Below are 17,588 nucleotides of genomic sequence, written 5' to 3'. Positions count from 1 at the left end.
TATGGTGATATAGCTTAAAAACAGTGCTTATCGCTATTCATAATGAGTATCAATTATCAATATTAACGTTTATTTTTAATATCTTAGATTATAACTACCCTTAGCAATGAGTCACGAATAAGTATTACAAGGATAGACTAGATCTTAAAAACTACATATTTAAATATCAAATAAAAATATATAAAATGGCTATCAAACCATAAACATAGATATACAAGAATAATACTTTATGGCAATAAAAAACTGAGCCATGGGCTCAGTTTTTTATTGCATGTTAACTTTAGAAAACTCTAATCTAAAAGCTAATCTAAAGGCACACCGATACGTTTTGCTACTTCTTCATAGCCTTCAATCACGTCACCTAGTGACTGACGGAAACGGTCTTTATCCAGTTTTTTCTTGGTGGCTTTATCCCAGATACGGCAACCATCTGGTGAGAACTCATCACCAAGCACGATACGGTCATGGAAAATGCCAAACTCAAGTTTAAAATCTATCAATATTAAGTCACCAGCATCAAAGAGCGCCGTTAGCACCTCATTGACTTGATGGCTTAATTCTTGCATTTTTGCCAGTTGCTCATCCGTCGCCCAGCCCAAAGACACAGAGATAGACTCATTGACCATCGGGTCACCTAGCGCGTCATCTTTATAAAACAGCTCAAAAGTAGGTGGCGTTAGCGCCTGTCCTTCTTCTAAACCAAGGCGACGTACCAAACTGCCAGCAGCAAAGTTACGGACAACGCACTCAACTGGAATCATCTCTAAGCGTTTGACCAGTACTTCGTCAGCGGACAGTTGCTTTTCAAAATGCGTTTCAATACCCGCTTCATCCAGCTTTTGCATGATAAAAGCATTAAAGCGATTATTCACCACTCCTTTACGTGCTAACTGCTCGATACGCTTGCCATCAAGGGCTGAGGTATCATCACGGAAGTGTAAAATTAAAAAATCGCTGTCTTCAGTTTCGTAGACAGATTTGGCTTTGCCTTTATACAGCAGTTGTTGTCTTTGCATTTTGGATTCCTGTTCGTTCAAGCTTATGTGGTAAAAACGCGCAGCTATCACTAAACCTTAAATATCGTTATGTTAATACTCACGATAAAAAGTAGCAGTGATATAAATTGATAGTCATGTTTATTTAGACGGTGCGGCAGTGATAGCTACTGCACGCTCAGGCTTGGGTAATTGGTACTGTTTACCTGAGTCATTTTGTAGCTTAAGCGTATTCTCGCCCACGTTTAGGGTCGGGTATAACGGCACAAACGGTGCTGTCTCTTGGGCAACGGGCAGCTGTAACGGTGCTAATTTCTTGCTATTTTGATAGTCTAGGCTACCATTATCACGCTTACCAATAACGTTTTTTACCGATTGGCAGCCACTCAATACCAAGGTACTGCCCAATATTAAGGTCAACATGGTAGGGAGCATTTTTGCGGTGGTGAATGAGGTTTTCATCATAGTATCTCTACAGGGTATTGCTACGTTATAAGGTCTCTATATCAGCCGTTAAGCAATGGCTGATATAGATAATGCTTACTAATTAAATAATAGTTACTCAATGATTTTTGCCTGCACCAATGCGTTATCAATCGTTGCATAATGCTCTTCTGCTAGCCAGACTAATGGCAAACGAATACCCTTGTCTATCTTGCCCATTTTATACAAGGCATATTTGGTCGGCATCGGGCTTGAATCAATAAATAAGTCATGATGCAAATGCTTAATCACGTCATGTGCAGCATGAGCAGCTTCATAGTCGCCACGCAGGGCAGCAGCAAAGGTTTCGCTCATCGCTTTAGGAGCGATATTAGCAGTCACAGAGATATTGCCTTTAGCGCCGACTTTCATCAATTCTAGCGCGGTATTATCATCGCCTGATAAGACCAACATTCTATCGCCAACGGCTTTAATCAATTGCTCACCGCGCGCTAATGAGCCGGTCGCGTCTTTAATGGCAATGATATTATCAATATCAGCCAAACGCTCAACGGTTTCTTGTGAGATATCGACCACGGTACGACCGGGTACATTATAAAGCATTTGCGGAATATCAACCGCTTCGGCAATGGCTTTGTAATGCTGATATAAGCCTTCTTGTGGTGGCTTATTATAATAAGGTGCCACCAATAAGGCACAATCCGCGCCCGCATCCGCCGCTTCTTGGGTCAGCTTAATGGCTTCCACGGTATTATTAGCGCCAGTGCCGGCAATCACAGGCACGCGACCTTTGACATGCTGGACAAAGAAGCGAATCACATCACTATGTTCTTGCATGGATAAAGTAGCAGACTCGCCAGTCGTACCTACCGCAACCAGACAATGGGTGCCTTGCTCGATTTGCCAATCTATGAGGTCTGCCAGACGTTTATAATCGACCGTGCCGTCGGGATGCATGGGCGTTACCAAGGCTACCATTGAGCCTTGAAGTCGGGTTTTAATGTCGTCGTACGCTGTGCTCATAACTGTGCCTTACTATAGTATCCTAGCTTTTAGGAAAGCTATTACATGATAGGTCGTGGGCAAGGACTTAACCTTGCTCGATAGTGGTGCTATTTTCTTATCCGCCATCTAACGGCTGACACGCGTGTCACGTCTAGCGCTCACGTTAGAAACGCTTGCTAGTGTAGCATATTTTGATTTATCGACGAGCGATCAATTGAACAACGATAGGCTATTAATCTATTAATGTAGCAGCTACTTGTTGTCAGCTCATATTGTTAATTGCCATTATTATGGTCGATACATTTTAAAAGTTAGTGTAGCGCAATTGCTCAGTCGCGGTAAAAATATTTTGCACTATTTTAGACTTTTTTAAGAAATCATTCCTAGAAATCCATCACCAATAGTTAATCATTAAAACGTCCAGCTATACAATGTTATTTGCCACATAATATCCTTTATTACTAACGCTCATGACTATTCAATCCGCAAGCCAATAATGGCTGGGATACCTTGACGCATCACTTCAATGGTCACCACACCTTTTTTGGGTAGCGAGGCTATCGCACTAGAAAAATCAGTCACTTTGCCAATCTTTTTTTGATGCAAATTTGTGATAATGTCACCAGCGAGTAATCCTGAACGCGCTGCTAAACCGGTAGGATCGACTGCAGTGACTAATACGCCCGTCTTGCCATCCGTTGCCAGCTCTACTTTTTCATCAGGGGTCAAGTTACGCAAACGCAGTCCCAAACGTACGTCATTATTGAGCTGATCGCTCCCTTCGGCTGGGACATCACTGGGCGCAGGACTGAGCGTACCGGTCACCACTAACGGCTTGCCATCACGCTGTAATTGCGCGCGGAAGGTATCGTTGGGACGTGCACGATTGATTAAATTCAATAAATCGGCTGCCTCCATAATCTTGACATCATTATATTGCAAAATAATATCACCAGACTTTAGACCTGCTTTTTGTGCCGGAGAATTGGGCGCAACACGAGTCAACAGCGCACCTTGAGGACGCGATAGTTTATAAACTTCCGCTAAATTACGGTCGATATCTTGCGGATAAATACCCATATAAGCGCGGGCGACTGAGCCATTGGTTTTAAGCTGTTGATAAATATCCATTGCCGCATCAATCGGGATGGAGAATGACAAGCCCATATAACCACCCGTGCCACTAAAAATACGCGAGTTAATACCAATCACTTCGCCGCGTTGATTGAATAAGGGTCCACCAGAGTTACCCGGATTCAGCGCCACGTCAGTTTGAATAAAGGGCACGCTGGTCTCACGCGAAAAGTTACGCGACTTGGCACTGACAATACCCGCAGATGCCGAGTAATCAAAACCAAATGGCGAGCCAATCGCTAATACCGGCTCCCCGACTTTTAAGGTATCAGAATTACCAATGGGTAAGGCGGGAAAATTACTACCCTTTACCTTTAATACGGCAACATCTGAACGCTCATCGCTACCTACTAAGGTCACATCAAGCTCGGTGCGGTCATTTAAAGTGACGGTGATTTTATCAGCACCTTCAACCACATGATGATTAGTGAGCATATAACCATCTTTCGTGACAAAAAATGCCGTGCCATAAGCATGCTCAACGGCAGGTGTTGCCGCTTGTTCAGGGATACGCAAACGATCACCAAAGAACTGGCGTAATAGCTCAGCCGTTTGCGCCTTGGCAAGCTCCGCCTCACTCACCGTTTTGGTGACATTGACGCGCGCGACCCCCGGCGTGACTTGCTGCACTAAACCTGAGAAGTCAGCGGTAGTAACCGCGGCTTGGGCACTAGGAGCAAGAGCGATGCTGAGACCCGTAGTCATTGTCATGCCGATGACGAGTGCTAACGCGCTGCGCTGTAGCCAAGGTTGCACTTTTTGTGTGGTTAATTTGCTGTGCATATTATCGCCCTTATGCCGTCTTAATATAGGTAGATTGATGTCAGTTTACCCTGACTTATTGGTTCATTCTAAACGCTAAATAATCTAAATTCCAAATGAATGGCTCGCCATTTAGTGGTCTGGCAGCTGTGTACTTAATTATGCAATAGAACGCCTGCTATAGCTATGTGTATAACAATAAGCCTAAATTGGCTTTAAGATAAGCAAAATAAAATCATGATATGATAACCAAACAAATCATATCTAGCATTCATACAGAATTATTTAACCATAAAAACGTTTTCATGCGCCACATTGAGAGTATCTGTAGCCATTTTATCGCGGCAGTTTGTCATTTATTGCCATTTACTCTTGTTATGATTATGCCGTCAAAATGATATGGGCAGTGTGTCAAGTTTTCAAAAAGGATTAAGTTATGGATACCGCCCTATTGTTATCCGGCGTGGTTGGGCTTGGTATCGCTGCCCAATGGTTGGCTTGGTATTTAAAGCAACCGTCCATTTTATTTTTATTATTGATTGGTATTATTGTTGGACCTGTTTTGGGTTATTTTGACCCCGACTTGGTACTCGGCGAGCTGATGTTTCCCTTTATCTCGCTTGGCGTGGCGATTATTTTATTTGAAGGCTCGCTGACGTTAGAGTTTGATGAGATTAAACAGCACGGTAAGGTCGTGCAGCTATTGGTATCGGTTGGGGTGCTGATTACCATTGCGATTGTCTCCCTTTCAACGTATGTATTATTCGATGTTGATCCGATTATCGCGTTGCTATTTGGGGCGCTGGTGTGTGTGACGGGTCCAACGGTGATTACGCCATTATTGCGTAGTGTGCGCCCAAATAAGACCATCTCGAATATCTTAAAATGGGAAGGTATTATTATTGATCCCATCGGCGCGATTGCCGTGGTATTGGTCTATGAATATATCATCTCAGGTGGCGAGGCAAGCAGTCTGTTGCTGTTTGCTAAAATTGTGCTACTGGCAACCGCATTAGGTTTGGCAGGCGCGTGGGTGCTGGCGTTCTTAATGCGTCGGCATATGATTCCTGAATTTTTGCGCAATGTCTTTACTTTAGCCTTTGTGCTATTACTATTTTCAATATCCAACCATATAGAGCACGAATCGGGGCTATTAACCGTGACCGTACTGGGCGTGGCGCTCGCCAACTGGCCAAAATTCCCGCGCGATACTATTTTAGAATTTAATGAATCGTTGACCATTTTATTGGTCTCCGTATTATTTATCATTCTTGCTGCTCGCGTTGAGCTGACCAGCTTAATCCATGTCGGTTTTGCCGGCTTGGTACTACTGGCTATCGTGATGTTTGTGGCGCGTCCCTTATCCGTTTGGACATCTTCCATCGGCTCAAATCTAAAAACCAATGAAAAGCTGATGATAAGCTGGATTGGTCCGCGTGGTATTGTCGCGGCGGCTATTTCCTCATTATTTGCCATTCGCTTGCAAGATTACGATTTGCAAGGCGTTGAGCTGCTTGTACCCTTAGTATTTATGGTGATTATCGGTACGGTCATGATTCAAGGTTTGGGCGCAAAAATGGTCGGTAACTGGCTGGGTGTGCGTGAGCCTGAGACCAATGGTATTTTGATTGTCGGCTCCAATCCTGTGGCGCTTTTGATTGCGACCTCCTTAAAAGAGCAAGGCTTTGATGTGATTGTCGCGCACAATAACTATACCAATATTGCCAGCGCACGGATGAGCGGTTTGCGCACTTATTTTGGCAATCCGGTTTCAGACCATGCTGACCATCATTTGGATTTGATTGGCATTGGGCATTTATTTGCGTTGAGTATGGATAAAGAACTCAATACCTTGTCCGAGATTCATTATCGCCATGAATTTGGCGAACAAAATATCTACCGCTTAAAATTTAGTGATGACAAGGTGAAAAGCGAGCGCAATGATAAACAAGCCAATTTTCATTCCAAATGGCTGTTTGGCAAGGATGTCACTTATACCAAACTTGCCAGTATGCTATCCAAAAAAGCCCGCATTAAAATCACTAATATCACCGACTCTTATAGCCTTGAGCAATATAAAGCCGACAATAAACAATTCGTGCCGCTATATACCATTGATAAAGAAGGTAAATTGCACGTGATTACCGATAAATTCGATGGAACAGTACCGCGTGACCGTAAGCTGGTGGCTCTCGTTGTTGATGATGAGATACAGCCAAAACCTGTCGATGTGACCGCCAAACAAGAACAAGCGCGCGCAATGGCAGATGCCCATTTTGACGCGACGGCTAAAGCGCCAGAAAAGCGTAAAGAGATTAAGCTGGCAGAAGAACTGGCTAACGAGCTAATTGTTGATAATACTGGTGATATGACTCGTGGTATGACGGGCAAGCCTGACTCTGAAGGTGAGATAAATGAGAATACCCTGTTAAATAAAGACAGCGCAGCTATGCCAATAAAAGACCCTGCAAATAGCAGCACTAAAGCCAATGGCAATACGAAAAATAATAACAACACACCGAAACCTAAAAAAGGCGCGTTAGACCGCAATCGTTTACCTGACTCAAATAATGGCACGGATAACAGCGCAGATAGTGTGACGGATAGCAATACAGGTAACGATGAGTAGAACGCTCATTAAGCATTACGTTGCTTTGCTTTAAACTGAATTGAATGAAACGCTCGAGAATAAAAAAACCCAGCGTTAGCGTTGGGGTTTTTTATGGAGATTGGTACTGCTTAACAGATAAGACACGCTGAGCTTAAATTAAATTAGCTTAAATCGAATTTATCTTGCACCAGTTGCCAAATCCGCGCACTGACCTCATCGGCGCTCCCTGTCGCCTCAATACGGCAGATACGCTCCGAATGTTCGGTAGCCAGTAGGGCAAATCCTTCATGCACTCGGGTAAAAAATTCGCTGGCTTGTTGCTCAAAACGGTCGGCAGCACTACGCTTGCCCGCACGCGCCATGCCCTCATCGACTGGCAAATCGAGCCACAAGGTCAAATCTGGTAACTGCGGAATAAATTGGCTAATTAAAGACTCAATCTTTGCCAACATTGCCGCATCGCCATGCGCGCGCCCAAAGCCTTGATACGCCACAGTTGAATCGATAAAACGGTCGCATATTACCCACGTGCCACGTTGTAGAGCAGGCATAATCAGCTGTTGCACATGGTCACAACGCGCGGCAAACATCAATAACAGCTCAGTATCATCATTAATATCGGTCGCTGGGTCTAGCAATATGGTGCGTAGACGCTCCGCAAAGGGACTACCGCCCGGCTCGCGGCTACGTAAATAGTCAATACCGTTTGCTTGCAGGCGCGCACACAACGTCTCAATCGCCGTGGTTTTGCCAACGCCCTCTGTGCCCTCAAAGCTAATAAAGCGCCCTAATGGCAGCGCGTTTTCGGTAGCTTTTGCGTCTGCTTTAGCATTTAAAGATACTGACATGACATTGCCTTATATAAATTATACGTACGACTATCATTGCTGACAGCTCAAACTACTTATGGCTGAAATTGCTTACGGTCAACACAGTTTATTGCGCAGATGCTTGCGCTTTTTTCTGACGCATGACGCTGAGATAGTCTTTAACCGCTTGATTGTGTCCTGCCAAGCTATTGGTAAATTTATGACCGCCATTACCGGTTGCTACAAAATACAACACGTCACTATCTGCCGGATGCAAGGTGGCTTCAATCGATGCGGCTGATGGTAAGGAAATCGGTGTTGGCGGCAGACCGTCGATTTGATAGGTATTATAAGAGGTTTTTTCATCGATATCTTTACGGCGAATATTACCTTCATAGCCGCTGCCCATACCATAGATAATGGTCGGGTCAGTTTGCATGCGCATGCCTTTCTTAAAGCGATTATTAAATACCGCTGATACTAAAGGACGCTCCTCGGCAACGCTGGTTTCTTTCTCAATAATCGACGCCATTATTAGCGCCTCATACGGGGTTTTATACGGCAGATTGGGCGCACGATTCTCCCACGCTTTGGTCAAAGCTTTTTGTTGCAGCTTATATAAGTCAGTCAGTATCTGCTTATCGGTTGCGCCTTCGCCATAATAATAGGTATCGGGTGCAAACCAGCCTTCCAAGTTATGATTGACGATATAATCTTGGCTGTTGGTTACCGCATTCGGTAGTATGCCATCAAGCTCCAACGCTTGGGCGATACTGGCATTATCTGCATCTTTGGTAAGCACTTCTTTTTTGATGCCTTTTGCATCGCGTAAGGTTTGGTACAAATCCTTTGAGGTTTTGCCTTCTATCACTTGCACCTTGACCATGGCTACTTTTGCGCCTTGCTCGAGTACTTTTAGCACGCTGGTAAGCGATGGATTTTCCGGTAATTGATAGACACCGGCATGCAATGGCGCATCGACTTGCGACTTGATATACAGCTTTGCCAAACTTGCCGAAAACAGCGGCACGTTTTGCCACTTCGGCAGCAAGCCATAATAGGTATCGCCATGCTCAATGGTGACCAACTGTTGCGGCTGGGTAATCCGACCAAATAAGGTCTGATAAATCATCACCAATACAAAAGCAGCAATCAGCCCAAGCACCAATAATATCTGATAGCCACGCTGCATAAAAAAGGAGGGATTGTCTGTTTTATAGCGGCGCACGGTACTTTGTTCATTGATAAGGGAGAGGTCAGTCGCGGGCACTGTCTCGTCTGCTATCTTGTCCGTTTCTATGTGCTCTGTTTCTATGCTATCCGTTTCTATGTTGTTTGCACTATCATCCTCTGCCTGAGTGTGCTCCGCGCGCGCCTCATCAGCTGCTGTTGGTTCAGTGCTTAGCGGTGTCGCGGCATGCTCATCAACCGTATGTTCAGTGTCATTTTTAGCATTATCATGCGATTGATTAGAAGGTGTTTCAGGGGTCGGCGTGCTCATGGCTACTCGGAAGGCAGAAGTTTGCTAGAATTTAGCACTGAACCGTGCGCTTTTCAATATTATTTGATAAGACGTTAATAAAATGGCATTAATTTATGAATCTACATTTTAACCAAAAACTGGCAGAGAACTATCATTCACCGTCACAAATCATTCGCGTGCTCAGTGAAGCGTGGGTCAAAAATAATGGCTATTGTCCCAATTGCAATACACCGTCATTGTCCGAATTTGCCAATAATCAACCTGTCGCTGATTTTTATTGCCCCAGTTGTGCTGAGCAATATGAGCTTAAAAGTAAAAAAGGCACGCTGAGCCATATTATTAATGATGGCGCGTATGACACCATGATGCAGCGTATCAGTAGTGAGGATAATCCTAGCTTTTTCTTTTTGACCTATTCAAAAGAGCTGAGCGTCAATAACTTTTTAATCATTCCCAAGCATTTTTTTAAGCCGGATATGATTATTAAGCGTAAGCCGTTGTCAGTGACGGCAAGGCGTGCAGGTTGGGTTGGCTGTAATATTGATTTGCGCAAAGTACCTGAATCGGGAAAGGTGTTTTTGGTTAAAAATCAGCAAATTATCGCAAAAAATATTGTCAGCCAACAATTTCAGCAAACGCTGTTTTTACGCACACAAACGCAGCGGGCGCGTGGTTGGACATTAGATATTTGGCAATGCATTGATAGACTTGATGAGCAGTTTACGTTAAAACAAGTCTATCATTTTGTTGACGAGCTACAAGGCAAGTATCCTGATAACCATCATATTCAAGATAAAATCCGTCAGCAATTACAAGTGCTACGCGATAAAGGCATTATTGAGTTTTTAGCGCGTGGGCATTATCGGAAAATAGGATAACCATTCCGACTTATATCAAGCGTTTTTCAGGATAGCCTTTAGGTCGCAACCGCCCTTTGTTATCCTTATAAGCTGGTGTCGCTAATATTTTTTGCTCATCCCAAAGCGGGAGATATTCGCAAGCGACCAGACGTTCATGATAACGGTGAGGTGGATATTCTATTTCCAGCTCATCATTAACAGGAAAAAAAGGCTGTTCATCAATATCTAAATAGGTATAGCGTCTGTTTTTGACATAATCTTGCCAGTGCCACAGCAGCTCGACGGGCGTGCGCACAGGTTTGGTAAAAGCTTGCCGTTTTATGGTAATGGCGCACATGACGTATTGATAATGCGGTAAACGGTGCACGCCTTGCTCAACCACATCACGCCGTACATGCGCATATTCAAACATACCACCGTAGGCGATATATTTTTTGCAGTCTTGCAAATACATGACCCCAAATGCCTGTTTGGTATGCGGTAATAAATGAACCATCTTATTGGGTTTAAGCCTAGCCATACGACAAATTTCATTGAAAATTAATAATCGACGAATGGGAATTGGCAGTCGTTCTTCTTTATAACTCAAGCGATAAATTGAGCGCATCGATATTTCTCCTTTAAAACGTTCTCCTTTAAAAAATCATCATTGATCGATTTGCTTAATGACACAAGCCTGCGTAACAAAAGACGATCACTTCTTTTGAGTCGCCCCAATAATGAGGTGACATAATATTGCCAATAAATAGGATTAAGAGTGGTGAGTGCATAGCATGAATAAAGCAGTAGCCGTTAAAAGAATTTTTAACGTTGAAATAACGGAAATTTTAAGCAGAGTGATTAAGGTTAATGCTAAAGATGAACAAAGTGCTTTATCACGTGTTCAAGCACTTTATCAAAATGAAGAAGTTGTTTTAGGTTCAGAAGATTATCGGAATACGGAGTTTGAAGTTGTCGAATAAAATGCTTATGCAAAATTGATTACTTCACCCGTCAGCAATGTTAGCGAACTTACTGGCATTATCCCGCGCAGCGCATTACAAAAAAATAGCTGTGACAACTTTGGTAAATCCTCGTCCCTCAGCGGTCGTTCCATAATCGGTGTCGTGGACGTTGCAAACCCTTCCATGATAACGGTACGCATTACCCCTCGTACGCCTGAGTGCTCAAGCGGTGGCGTAAACCATTGGGTATTGTCAAATTGTTCTGCTGTAGCAGAAGTTTGTTTTTGAGAATTGAGACGATAAAATATATTGCTCATCGTGCCCTCAATCCAGCTCCCAGTCATATCTCGCACCAAGCCTTCACCAAATTTTTTATCAAGATTCGGTGCTGTCTGATTAAGACGCTGTAGCTCACCACTTGCCAGCACATTATCGAGACGGTTTAAGCTTTTTAGACCCGCTAAAGGTGGTGGAAAGCAAGCAAGTTGTGCGGTCAAACACGCAGCAGGTATCACAGGTTGCATAGGTACTAAATGCCCATTAGGTAGCTGCCATTGATCAATAGTGGCTATGTTCATAGGCATTGCCTTGAGCCAAATTTTACACTGACTACCTGATACTTTTGGGGTAAAGCCATAACCACGCACAGCTTGCGGCGCGCGAGTGATGATAAGTTTTAGCACCCCTTGTTGTAGCTGCTTGGCGTGAATTTGTAAATCTATACATAGCGCGTCACTATCAATATCAAGCTGTAGAGCGGTAGCATGAGAGCGGATGCGCTGACGGTGATAGTCTTGCCACAATATCGCACCATCAATGACGCCCATCGTGGTAAAAAACCCATCGCCATACGCCAGACCACGACTATCAAGGCTGACGCTGTTTAAAGGCTTATCCAAGCTAGCGGTAGCTTGCGACTGCAAACATATCCAACTATTCGTCTGCTTTATCATGACTGCTTTATCATTATTCAGTTATCATCACTGTATGACTCTCATTGGGCGCTCTATTCTTTATTGATTATTGGCTATTGATTATTGGCTATTAACGTCTGGCTCTGCAACGGTTGCCTCTGATACGGATTTATTGAGCACCAGCATACAGCTATAAAATTCACATTTTGCCAATTCTATTTTTTGCCCACCAACGGTTTTATTTTTGATAATTTGACCGGCAAGCATATCCGCCATAACTTTACCGCCATCATCACCCATCAGCTGCCGCGCCAGTTTATAGGCTTTTTTGGCATGAGCGCGGCTTATTTCCTTTTCTTTGTCGGTATCGGTTGGATTGGCAAAATACCAACCCATTTCTAAATATTTGGGCGAGTCAATGAGGTCAAGATACGGTGCATCGGTAGCCATAAAGCGATATTTGGTCGCAGGATTACTGGCATAGTCGAGGCTATTCTCATCCGTGCTTAATACTTTACCAAAGGTCGCTTTTATTTTATCTATCTCGCCCAAGTTCAGCGGTTCAACACTGCCTTTGCTCCATGCAGACACATCATAACTGACCGGCACGCCTTGCCCAACGGTAGCACCGTCTAAGTCTGCATTTGGCGTCGATGTTGCCGATGCTGACTGTTTGGCAGGGGCTTTTTCAGCACTCAAATCAGCGGTAACCTCTTCAACGCTGTCTGGTTTTGAGCCGTTACAGGCACTCAATGAAACGCCTGCCACTAGTGTGACACCGATAACACAGGTCTGTAGGATATTCTTCCACATGGACAATTTACTCACAGTTTTTGGGTTAATCTCTCAATAGTATTAACGAGACAGCATCAATGCTGCCGATAATGAAAAATAGTATGGTCTAACGAGACATTATTATTATGGTAGCTGTACGCATCAAAAATCAAAAGCAATCATCAGGGAAAGTGATAAGTGTAATGACGCGATGGATGCTCTGTTGCTAGTGACTGCATATTAATCCTTAATATCACTTCTTAAGACCAATCTTTAATATCAAGAATTAGCGAATCAATATCGAGCCTTTCTGCCATACAGTTTACCCAACTGCCCAGCAATTGACTACCTTTTACGTTACGCGTAACAATCGCAGCGGGTACAAATTTGTTAAAAACCTTGTTATCGCCTATGATGCCCTATGATGAATAAGGCTGATGATTTTATCTCAGCCGTATGAACTGATGAGATAACGGTTTTATAAGGTTTACCCTTTCACCTATTTTGGACAGCAGACAGGCTATGAATAAAAGCACGCACCATTTTATCGTTATTGGCAATCCGATTGCGCACAGCAAGTCACCTGAGATTCATCAGGTTTTTGCCGCCCAAACGGGATGTGATATTCGTTATGAGCGGCAATATTGTCCAAATAATGCTGAGAGCTTTACTGCGGTGGTTGAGGCGTTTTTTCATGGCGGCGGTATGGGTGCGAATGTGACCGTGCCTTTTAAACAAGTGGCGTATGCGGCGTGTTTGGCTCGTGGTGGGATATCTGAGCATGCAAGCGTTGCAGGCGCGGTCAATACGCTGTTATTAAATAAAGAGAAATTACAACAAGGCGCATCGTTAACAGACGCGCTGTATGGTGATAATACCGATGGTCAAGGCTTGGTCAATCACATCACAAGCTTAGGCTGGCAGCTTGAGGGCGCACGCGTGGCGATTATTGGCGCAGGTGGAGCAGCACGCGGGGCAATATTACCACTGATTGAAGCAGGTATTGGGCAGTTGACGCTTGCCAATCGTACGATGAGTAAGGCGACTGATTTAGTGTCTGAGCTAAGCGCGGCAAGTGCCACCATTCATCAGCATGATATTAAAAGTTGTGCAACTACCGAGTTAACTGGACAGTTTGATGTGATTATTAACGCCACCTCTATTGGACTGAGTGGCGAGACTTTACCTTTAGCGGATGATTTAAATTGTCACTTTGCTTACGATATGATGTACGGACGCGAATTGCCATTTTTACAGCATTTTGCTGCCCGTGGTGCCCAAACCTCAGACGGTTACGGGATGCTGATTGGTCAAGCGGCGTTGAGTTTTGAGCGTTGGACGGGGCACGTTATTGATGTCGCACAGGCAACTACAATATTAAAAAAGCAATCTGGATAAGTTCCTAACTGCTTAATTGCTTAATTAACTAACTGCCTAATTAACCAATTGCCTAACTCGCATTTTTATTCCCATCAAACCGTACCAGTAACCAATTTTCCACTCGCCGTAGCGGTGTGCGTATTGTGGTGGAATGCATGACCACCCCACCACTTAACCCTATCATACAGCCGAGCGCGGTATCCAACAGCCGCGCCTGAATAATCTCAGGGTACATCTCCGGCACGAGCGGTAAACCACTACCATATTCGGCAATAAATATCGTCAGCGGCGTAATAAATATCACCGCCAAGCCATAATGACGGTCAATCAATGACTCAATGCTCAGCACCATAAGCAGCAATGCAATCGCCACGCCCCACATGGACAGCCCCCACGACAGCATCCAGCTTGCCAGCCCAATACCAAGCATCGTCCCAAGCAGACGATGCAGCTGCTTAATCCATATCGTACGCAAATGAATGCCTTGAATAATAATAAAACAACTCACTGCCGCCCAATAAGGGTTAGACATCTTAAGGGTCATCGCCAGTAATAACGCCAGGCTGACAAAACCCGTGACAATAATACTTTCAGTGATGGTATCCGGCTCATAGCTATAAACGGGCGCAGGCTGCGAAGGTCGGGTCATCAGTAAAAATAGCGAATATAGCAACCCCATCACTATTGCAAAACCACTGCCCAACATCACCATGCCTGTCGCTGGTAACAGTTGCGTGAGCGGTAGCGGAATAAACAGCGCAAGCGCACTTGCCATCATGATAAACAGTCCAGCGGGTGGCGGCTGGCGATAATAACGCCCTAACCCCACGATCCCAAATGCCACCAACGTAAATACGGGCAACCTAAGAATAGGCACTTGCTGTGCGATAAGACCTAACGCAAAACATAACGACATGGCAAATCCCCATGCCAGCAGCGTCACAATCCGATAAGGCAATGTCCCCACCAAGGGTAAATTCAAAATAACCATGGCACCCAAAGACGCCTTAATACCCGACGATAACACGCCAAAATAAGCACCAATAAACACGGGGAAACTAATCGCAATCGCTGCCATCAGCGGTAAATGCCATGGTCGACGACTTTTATTAATCGTTAGCAGATGGGTTAGCTCACCACTGATAAAACGTTTCAGCGCTGCCGTGTACTGCGAGGTATGCATGAACGAAAATCCCAATTTAAATTTATTGACTTTAGTTTATTTATCTTTAGTTTATAAATAGACTCTGAAATATAGAAAGCAACATGATATATGCCTTACTAGCGACTCTTTATCTACATGAAATCAGCATAATATTCATACAAAGTAATACATTATCAATAAAACTATGAATATTAGTTATACGTACTATATTTCTCTAAACAGACGACTTATACTGACAATAACGCTGTATTACAGATACATATTAAGTAAAGCTTAACCATTATGATAATAAGTAAGCAATACTTCATAAAATTTATAAAAAATGCTCTTTTTCATACTGACTAACCGCACCTTTAACACACTAATAATGGCTTATTAATTCTACGACAGCCAACCGATTAAAGAGAATGACTATGTTAACTTACAAAGCTCCTTTACGTGATATTAAGTTCTTAATTAATGATGTTTTTAATTTTCAGAAGCATTATAAAGATTTGGATAATGGCGAAAACGCTGATCCTGAAACCGTCGATATGATTTTGCAAAGTATTGCTGATTTTGCCGAAAACGTGCTGATGCCTATTTATCAATCGGGCGATGCCGAGGGCTGTCATTTTGATAATGGCGTGGTTACTACTCCAAAAGGGTTTAAAGAAGCGTATCAGCAGTTTGTAGAAGGGGGCTGGCAAGGTATCTCGTATCCAGAACAATACGGTGGTATGAATTTACCCATGTCATTGAACCTCATTAAATCTGAGATTATCGGCACTGCCAATTGGCCATGGTCCATGTACCCTGGTCTATCCACCGGCTGTATCAATACTCTAATGCAGTACGGTAACGATGAGCAAAAAGAAACCTATTTGCATAAATTGGTCGCAGGCTCATGGGCAGGTACGATGTGTCTGACTGAACCGCAATGTGGTACGGATTTGGGTCAGGTAAAGTCAAAAGCCATTCCACAAGAAGACGGTAGCTATAAGCTATCGGGCACTAAGATTTTTATCTCCAGCGGTGAACATGATTTAACTGAAAATATCATTCATATCGTATTGGCTCGCCTACCGGACGCCCCTGAAGGCACGCGCGGTATTTCGTTATTTATCGTACCAAAATTCTTGCCCAATGCTGAAAGTGAAATTGGTGAGCGTAATGGCGTGAGCTGTGGCTCTATTGAACATAAAATGGGCATTAGCTCATCAGCAACTTGTGTCCTGAACTTCGATGAGGCAGTCGGTCATTTGATTGGCGAGCCGAATAAAGGTCTGAAAGCGATGTTCACCTTTATGAACACTGCTCGTATCGGTACTGGTATCGAAGGCTTGGCGCATACGGAATTATCCTTCCAAAACGCACTGCCCTATGCCAAAGATCGTCGCTCTATGCGCACGCTATCCGGTGTTAAAGACCCTGAAAAAGTAGCAGATGCTATTATTAATCATGCTGATGTACGACGCATGCTACTGACTCAAAAAGCGTTTGCTGAAGGTGGTCGCTCCATGATTTATCATGCCGCACGTTATGCTGATAAAATGTCACAAGCCGTTGTCAATGGCGATGAAGCAGAGTTTGAAAAATGGGATGATAAGCTTGGTTTTTATACCCCAATTATTAAAGGTTTCTTAACTGAGCTGGGTATTGAATCCGCCAAACACGGGCAACAAATCTACGGTGGACATGGTTATATTAAAGAATGGGGCATGGAGCTCATCGCTCGTGATGCCCGTATTGCCACTATGTATGAAGGCACGACCGGCATCCAAGCCCTAGATTTACTGGGTCGTAAAGTGTTGCTACAGTCGAAAGGGAAAATCATCCGCGACTATACCTCTAACATCATGAGATGGTGTGGCGAATATGCGCTTGATAAAGACATGCGTAAGTTTGTATGGGCATTGACCAAACTGTGTGCCGAGTGGAATACCCTGACCGTACGCTTGATGCTTATCGCTCGTAAAGACCGTGAAATTATCTCAGCAGCGTCCGACGACTTCTTAATGTATTCAGGCTATGTGATGATGGGCTATCACTGGGCGCGTATGGCAGCTGTCGCTCATGAAAAAATTAAAAATGGCGGTACTGAATCAGAAGAATTCTATACTGCTAAAATCCAAACTGCCGAGTTCTATTTTGATAAAATATTAACCCGTACGTCAGGTCATGCCGAAAGTATGGTAGCGCCAAGCGAAAGCATGACGGCAATGAAAATCGAAAGCTTTGCCTTTTTAGACTAAAAATAAATATAGTCTGAGCTGAGCTTGAGATAACACTAGCCTGCCAAATGTGATAAAAAAGCGCCTATTAAACG

15 protein-coding genes are annotated in these 17,588 nt (G+C 43.8%); 5 read left to right on the top strand and 10 right to left on the bottom strand.

Annotation, left to right across the window (positions count from 1 at the left end; all coding sequences use genetic code 11):
• Positions 1 to 302: 302 nt before the first annotated feature.
• The 4 genes from purC to AOC03_RS07220 form a co-directional block, all read right to left on the bottom strand.
• Entirely contained in the window at positions 303 to 1,016 is a 714-nt protein-coding gene (purC, locus tag AOC03_RS07235) for a phosphoribosylaminoimidazolesuccinocarboxamide synthase (protein WP_062534626.1), read from the bottom strand.
• 120 nt (positions 1,017 to 1,136) lie between these two features.
• The gene (locus tag AOC03_RS07230) at positions 1,137 to 1,457 is read right to left on the bottom strand and encodes a hypothetical protein (RefSeq protein WP_420480436.1); all 321 of its coding nucleotides are present in this window, start codon (positions 1,455 to 1,457) and stop codon (positions 1,137 to 1,139) included.
• A gap of 96 nt (positions 1,458 to 1,553) precedes the next feature.
• The gene (gene dapA / locus AOC03_RS07225; RefSeq protein WP_062534624.1) at positions 1,554 to 2,462 is read right to left on the bottom strand and encodes a 4-hydroxy-tetrahydrodipicolinate synthase; all 909 of its coding nucleotides are present in this window, start codon (positions 2,460 to 2,462) and stop codon (positions 1,554 to 1,556) included.
• Positions 2,463 to 2,918: 456 nt separating this feature from the next.
• The gene (locus AOC03_RS07220) at positions 2,919 to 4,361 is read right to left on the bottom strand and encodes a Do family serine endopeptidase (RefSeq protein WP_062534622.1); all 1,443 of its coding nucleotides are present in this window, start codon (positions 4,359 to 4,361) and stop codon (positions 2,919 to 2,921) included.
• A gap of 415 nt (positions 4,362 to 4,776) precedes the next feature.
• Between AOC03_RS07220 and AOC03_RS07215 the strand changes: the two genes are divergently transcribed.
• Complete coding sequence (locus AOC03_RS07215; RefSeq protein WP_062534620.1) at positions 4,777 to 6,969, top strand: cation:proton antiporter; 2,193 nt, start codon at positions 4,777 to 4,779, stop codon at positions 6,967 to 6,969.
• A gap of 143 nt (positions 6,970 to 7,112) precedes the next feature.
• Here the strand turns inward: AOC03_RS07215 and tmk are convergent, their stop codons facing one another.
• A complete protein-coding gene (tmk, locus tag AOC03_RS07210) occupies positions 7,113 to 7,799 on the bottom strand; it encodes a dTMP kinase (RefSeq protein WP_062534618.1) in 687 nt (228 codons plus the stop codon).
• Between the two features lie 88 nt (positions 7,800 to 7,887).
• Positions 7,888 to 9,261, bottom strand: a complete 1,374-nt coding sequence (gene mltG / locus AOC03_RS07205) for an endolytic transglycosylase MltG (protein WP_062534616.1) — start codon at positions 9,259 to 9,261, stop codon at positions 7,888 to 7,890.
• 95 nt (positions 9,262 to 9,356) lie between these two features.
• On the opposite strand from mltG, the gene AOC03_RS07200 reads away from it, so the two are divergent.
• Positions 9,357 to 10,121, top strand: coding sequence for a DpnI domain-containing protein (locus AOC03_RS07200; RefSeq protein WP_062534614.1), 765 nt, complete (start codon positions 9,357 to 9,359; stop codon positions 10,119 to 10,121).
• Positions 10,122 to 10,131: 10 nt separating this feature from the next.
• Here AOC03_RS07200 and AOC03_RS07195 read toward each other — a convergent pair whose 3' ends face one another.
• A complete protein-coding gene (locus AOC03_RS07195; RefSeq protein ID WP_062534612.1) occupies positions 10,132 to 10,710 on the bottom strand; it encodes a hypothetical protein in 579 nt (192 codons plus the stop codon).
• 166 nt (positions 10,711 to 10,876) lie between these two features.
• Here AOC03_RS07195 and AOC03_RS07190 point away from each other — a divergent pair, with 166 nt between their 5' ends.
• The gene (locus tag AOC03_RS07190) at positions 10,877 to 11,065 is read left to right on the top strand and encodes a DpnD/PcfM family protein (protein WP_062534610.1); all 189 of its coding nucleotides are present in this window, start codon (positions 10,877 to 10,879) and stop codon (positions 11,063 to 11,065) included.
• Positions 11,066 to 11,070: 5 nt separating this feature from the next.
• On the opposite strand, the gene AOC03_RS07185 is transcribed toward AOC03_RS07190, so the two are convergent.
• Both AOC03_RS07185 and AOC03_RS07180 read right to left on the bottom strand, forming a co-directional pair.
• Complete coding sequence (locus tag AOC03_RS07185) at positions 11,071 to 12,000, bottom strand: aminotransferase class IV (protein WP_227514207.1); 930 nt, start codon at positions 11,998 to 12,000, stop codon at positions 11,071 to 11,073.
• 81 nt (positions 12,001 to 12,081) lie between these two features.
• The gene (locus AOC03_RS07180) at positions 12,082 to 12,774 is read right to left on the bottom strand and encodes a hypothetical protein (RefSeq protein WP_062534609.1); all 693 of its coding nucleotides are present in this window, start codon (positions 12,772 to 12,774) and stop codon (positions 12,082 to 12,084) included.
• 483 nt (positions 12,775 to 13,257) lie between these two features.
• Between AOC03_RS07180 and aroE the strand changes: the two genes are divergently transcribed.
• On the top strand, positions 13,258 to 14,133 hold the full coding sequence (gene aroE, locus AOC03_RS07175; protein ID WP_062534607.1) for a shikimate dehydrogenase: 876 nt from the start codon (positions 13,258 to 13,260) through the stop codon (positions 14,131 to 14,133).
• Positions 14,134 to 14,185: 52 nt separating this feature from the next.
• On the opposite strand, the gene AOC03_RS07170 is transcribed toward aroE, so the two are convergent.
• Entirely contained in the window at positions 14,186 to 15,298 is a 1,113-nt protein-coding gene (locus tag AOC03_RS07170; protein ID WP_062534605.1) for an FUSC family protein, read from the bottom strand.
• Positions 15,299 to 15,693: 395 nt separating this feature from the next.
• Between AOC03_RS07170 and AOC03_RS07165 the strand changes: the two genes are divergently transcribed.
• Entirely contained in the window at positions 15,694 to 17,514 is a 1,821-nt protein-coding gene (locus AOC03_RS07165; RefSeq protein WP_062534601.1) for an acyl-CoA dehydrogenase C-terminal domain-containing protein, read from the top strand.
• Positions 17,515 to 17,588 lie beyond the last annotated feature (74 nt).

This window comes from Psychrobacter urativorans, from assembly GCF_001298525.1.
Lineage (GTDB): Bacteria > Pseudomonadota > Gammaproteobacteria > Pseudomonadales > Moraxellaceae > Psychrobacter > Psychrobacter urativorans_A.
This window is presented reverse-complemented; position numbering and strand designations above follow the sequence as displayed.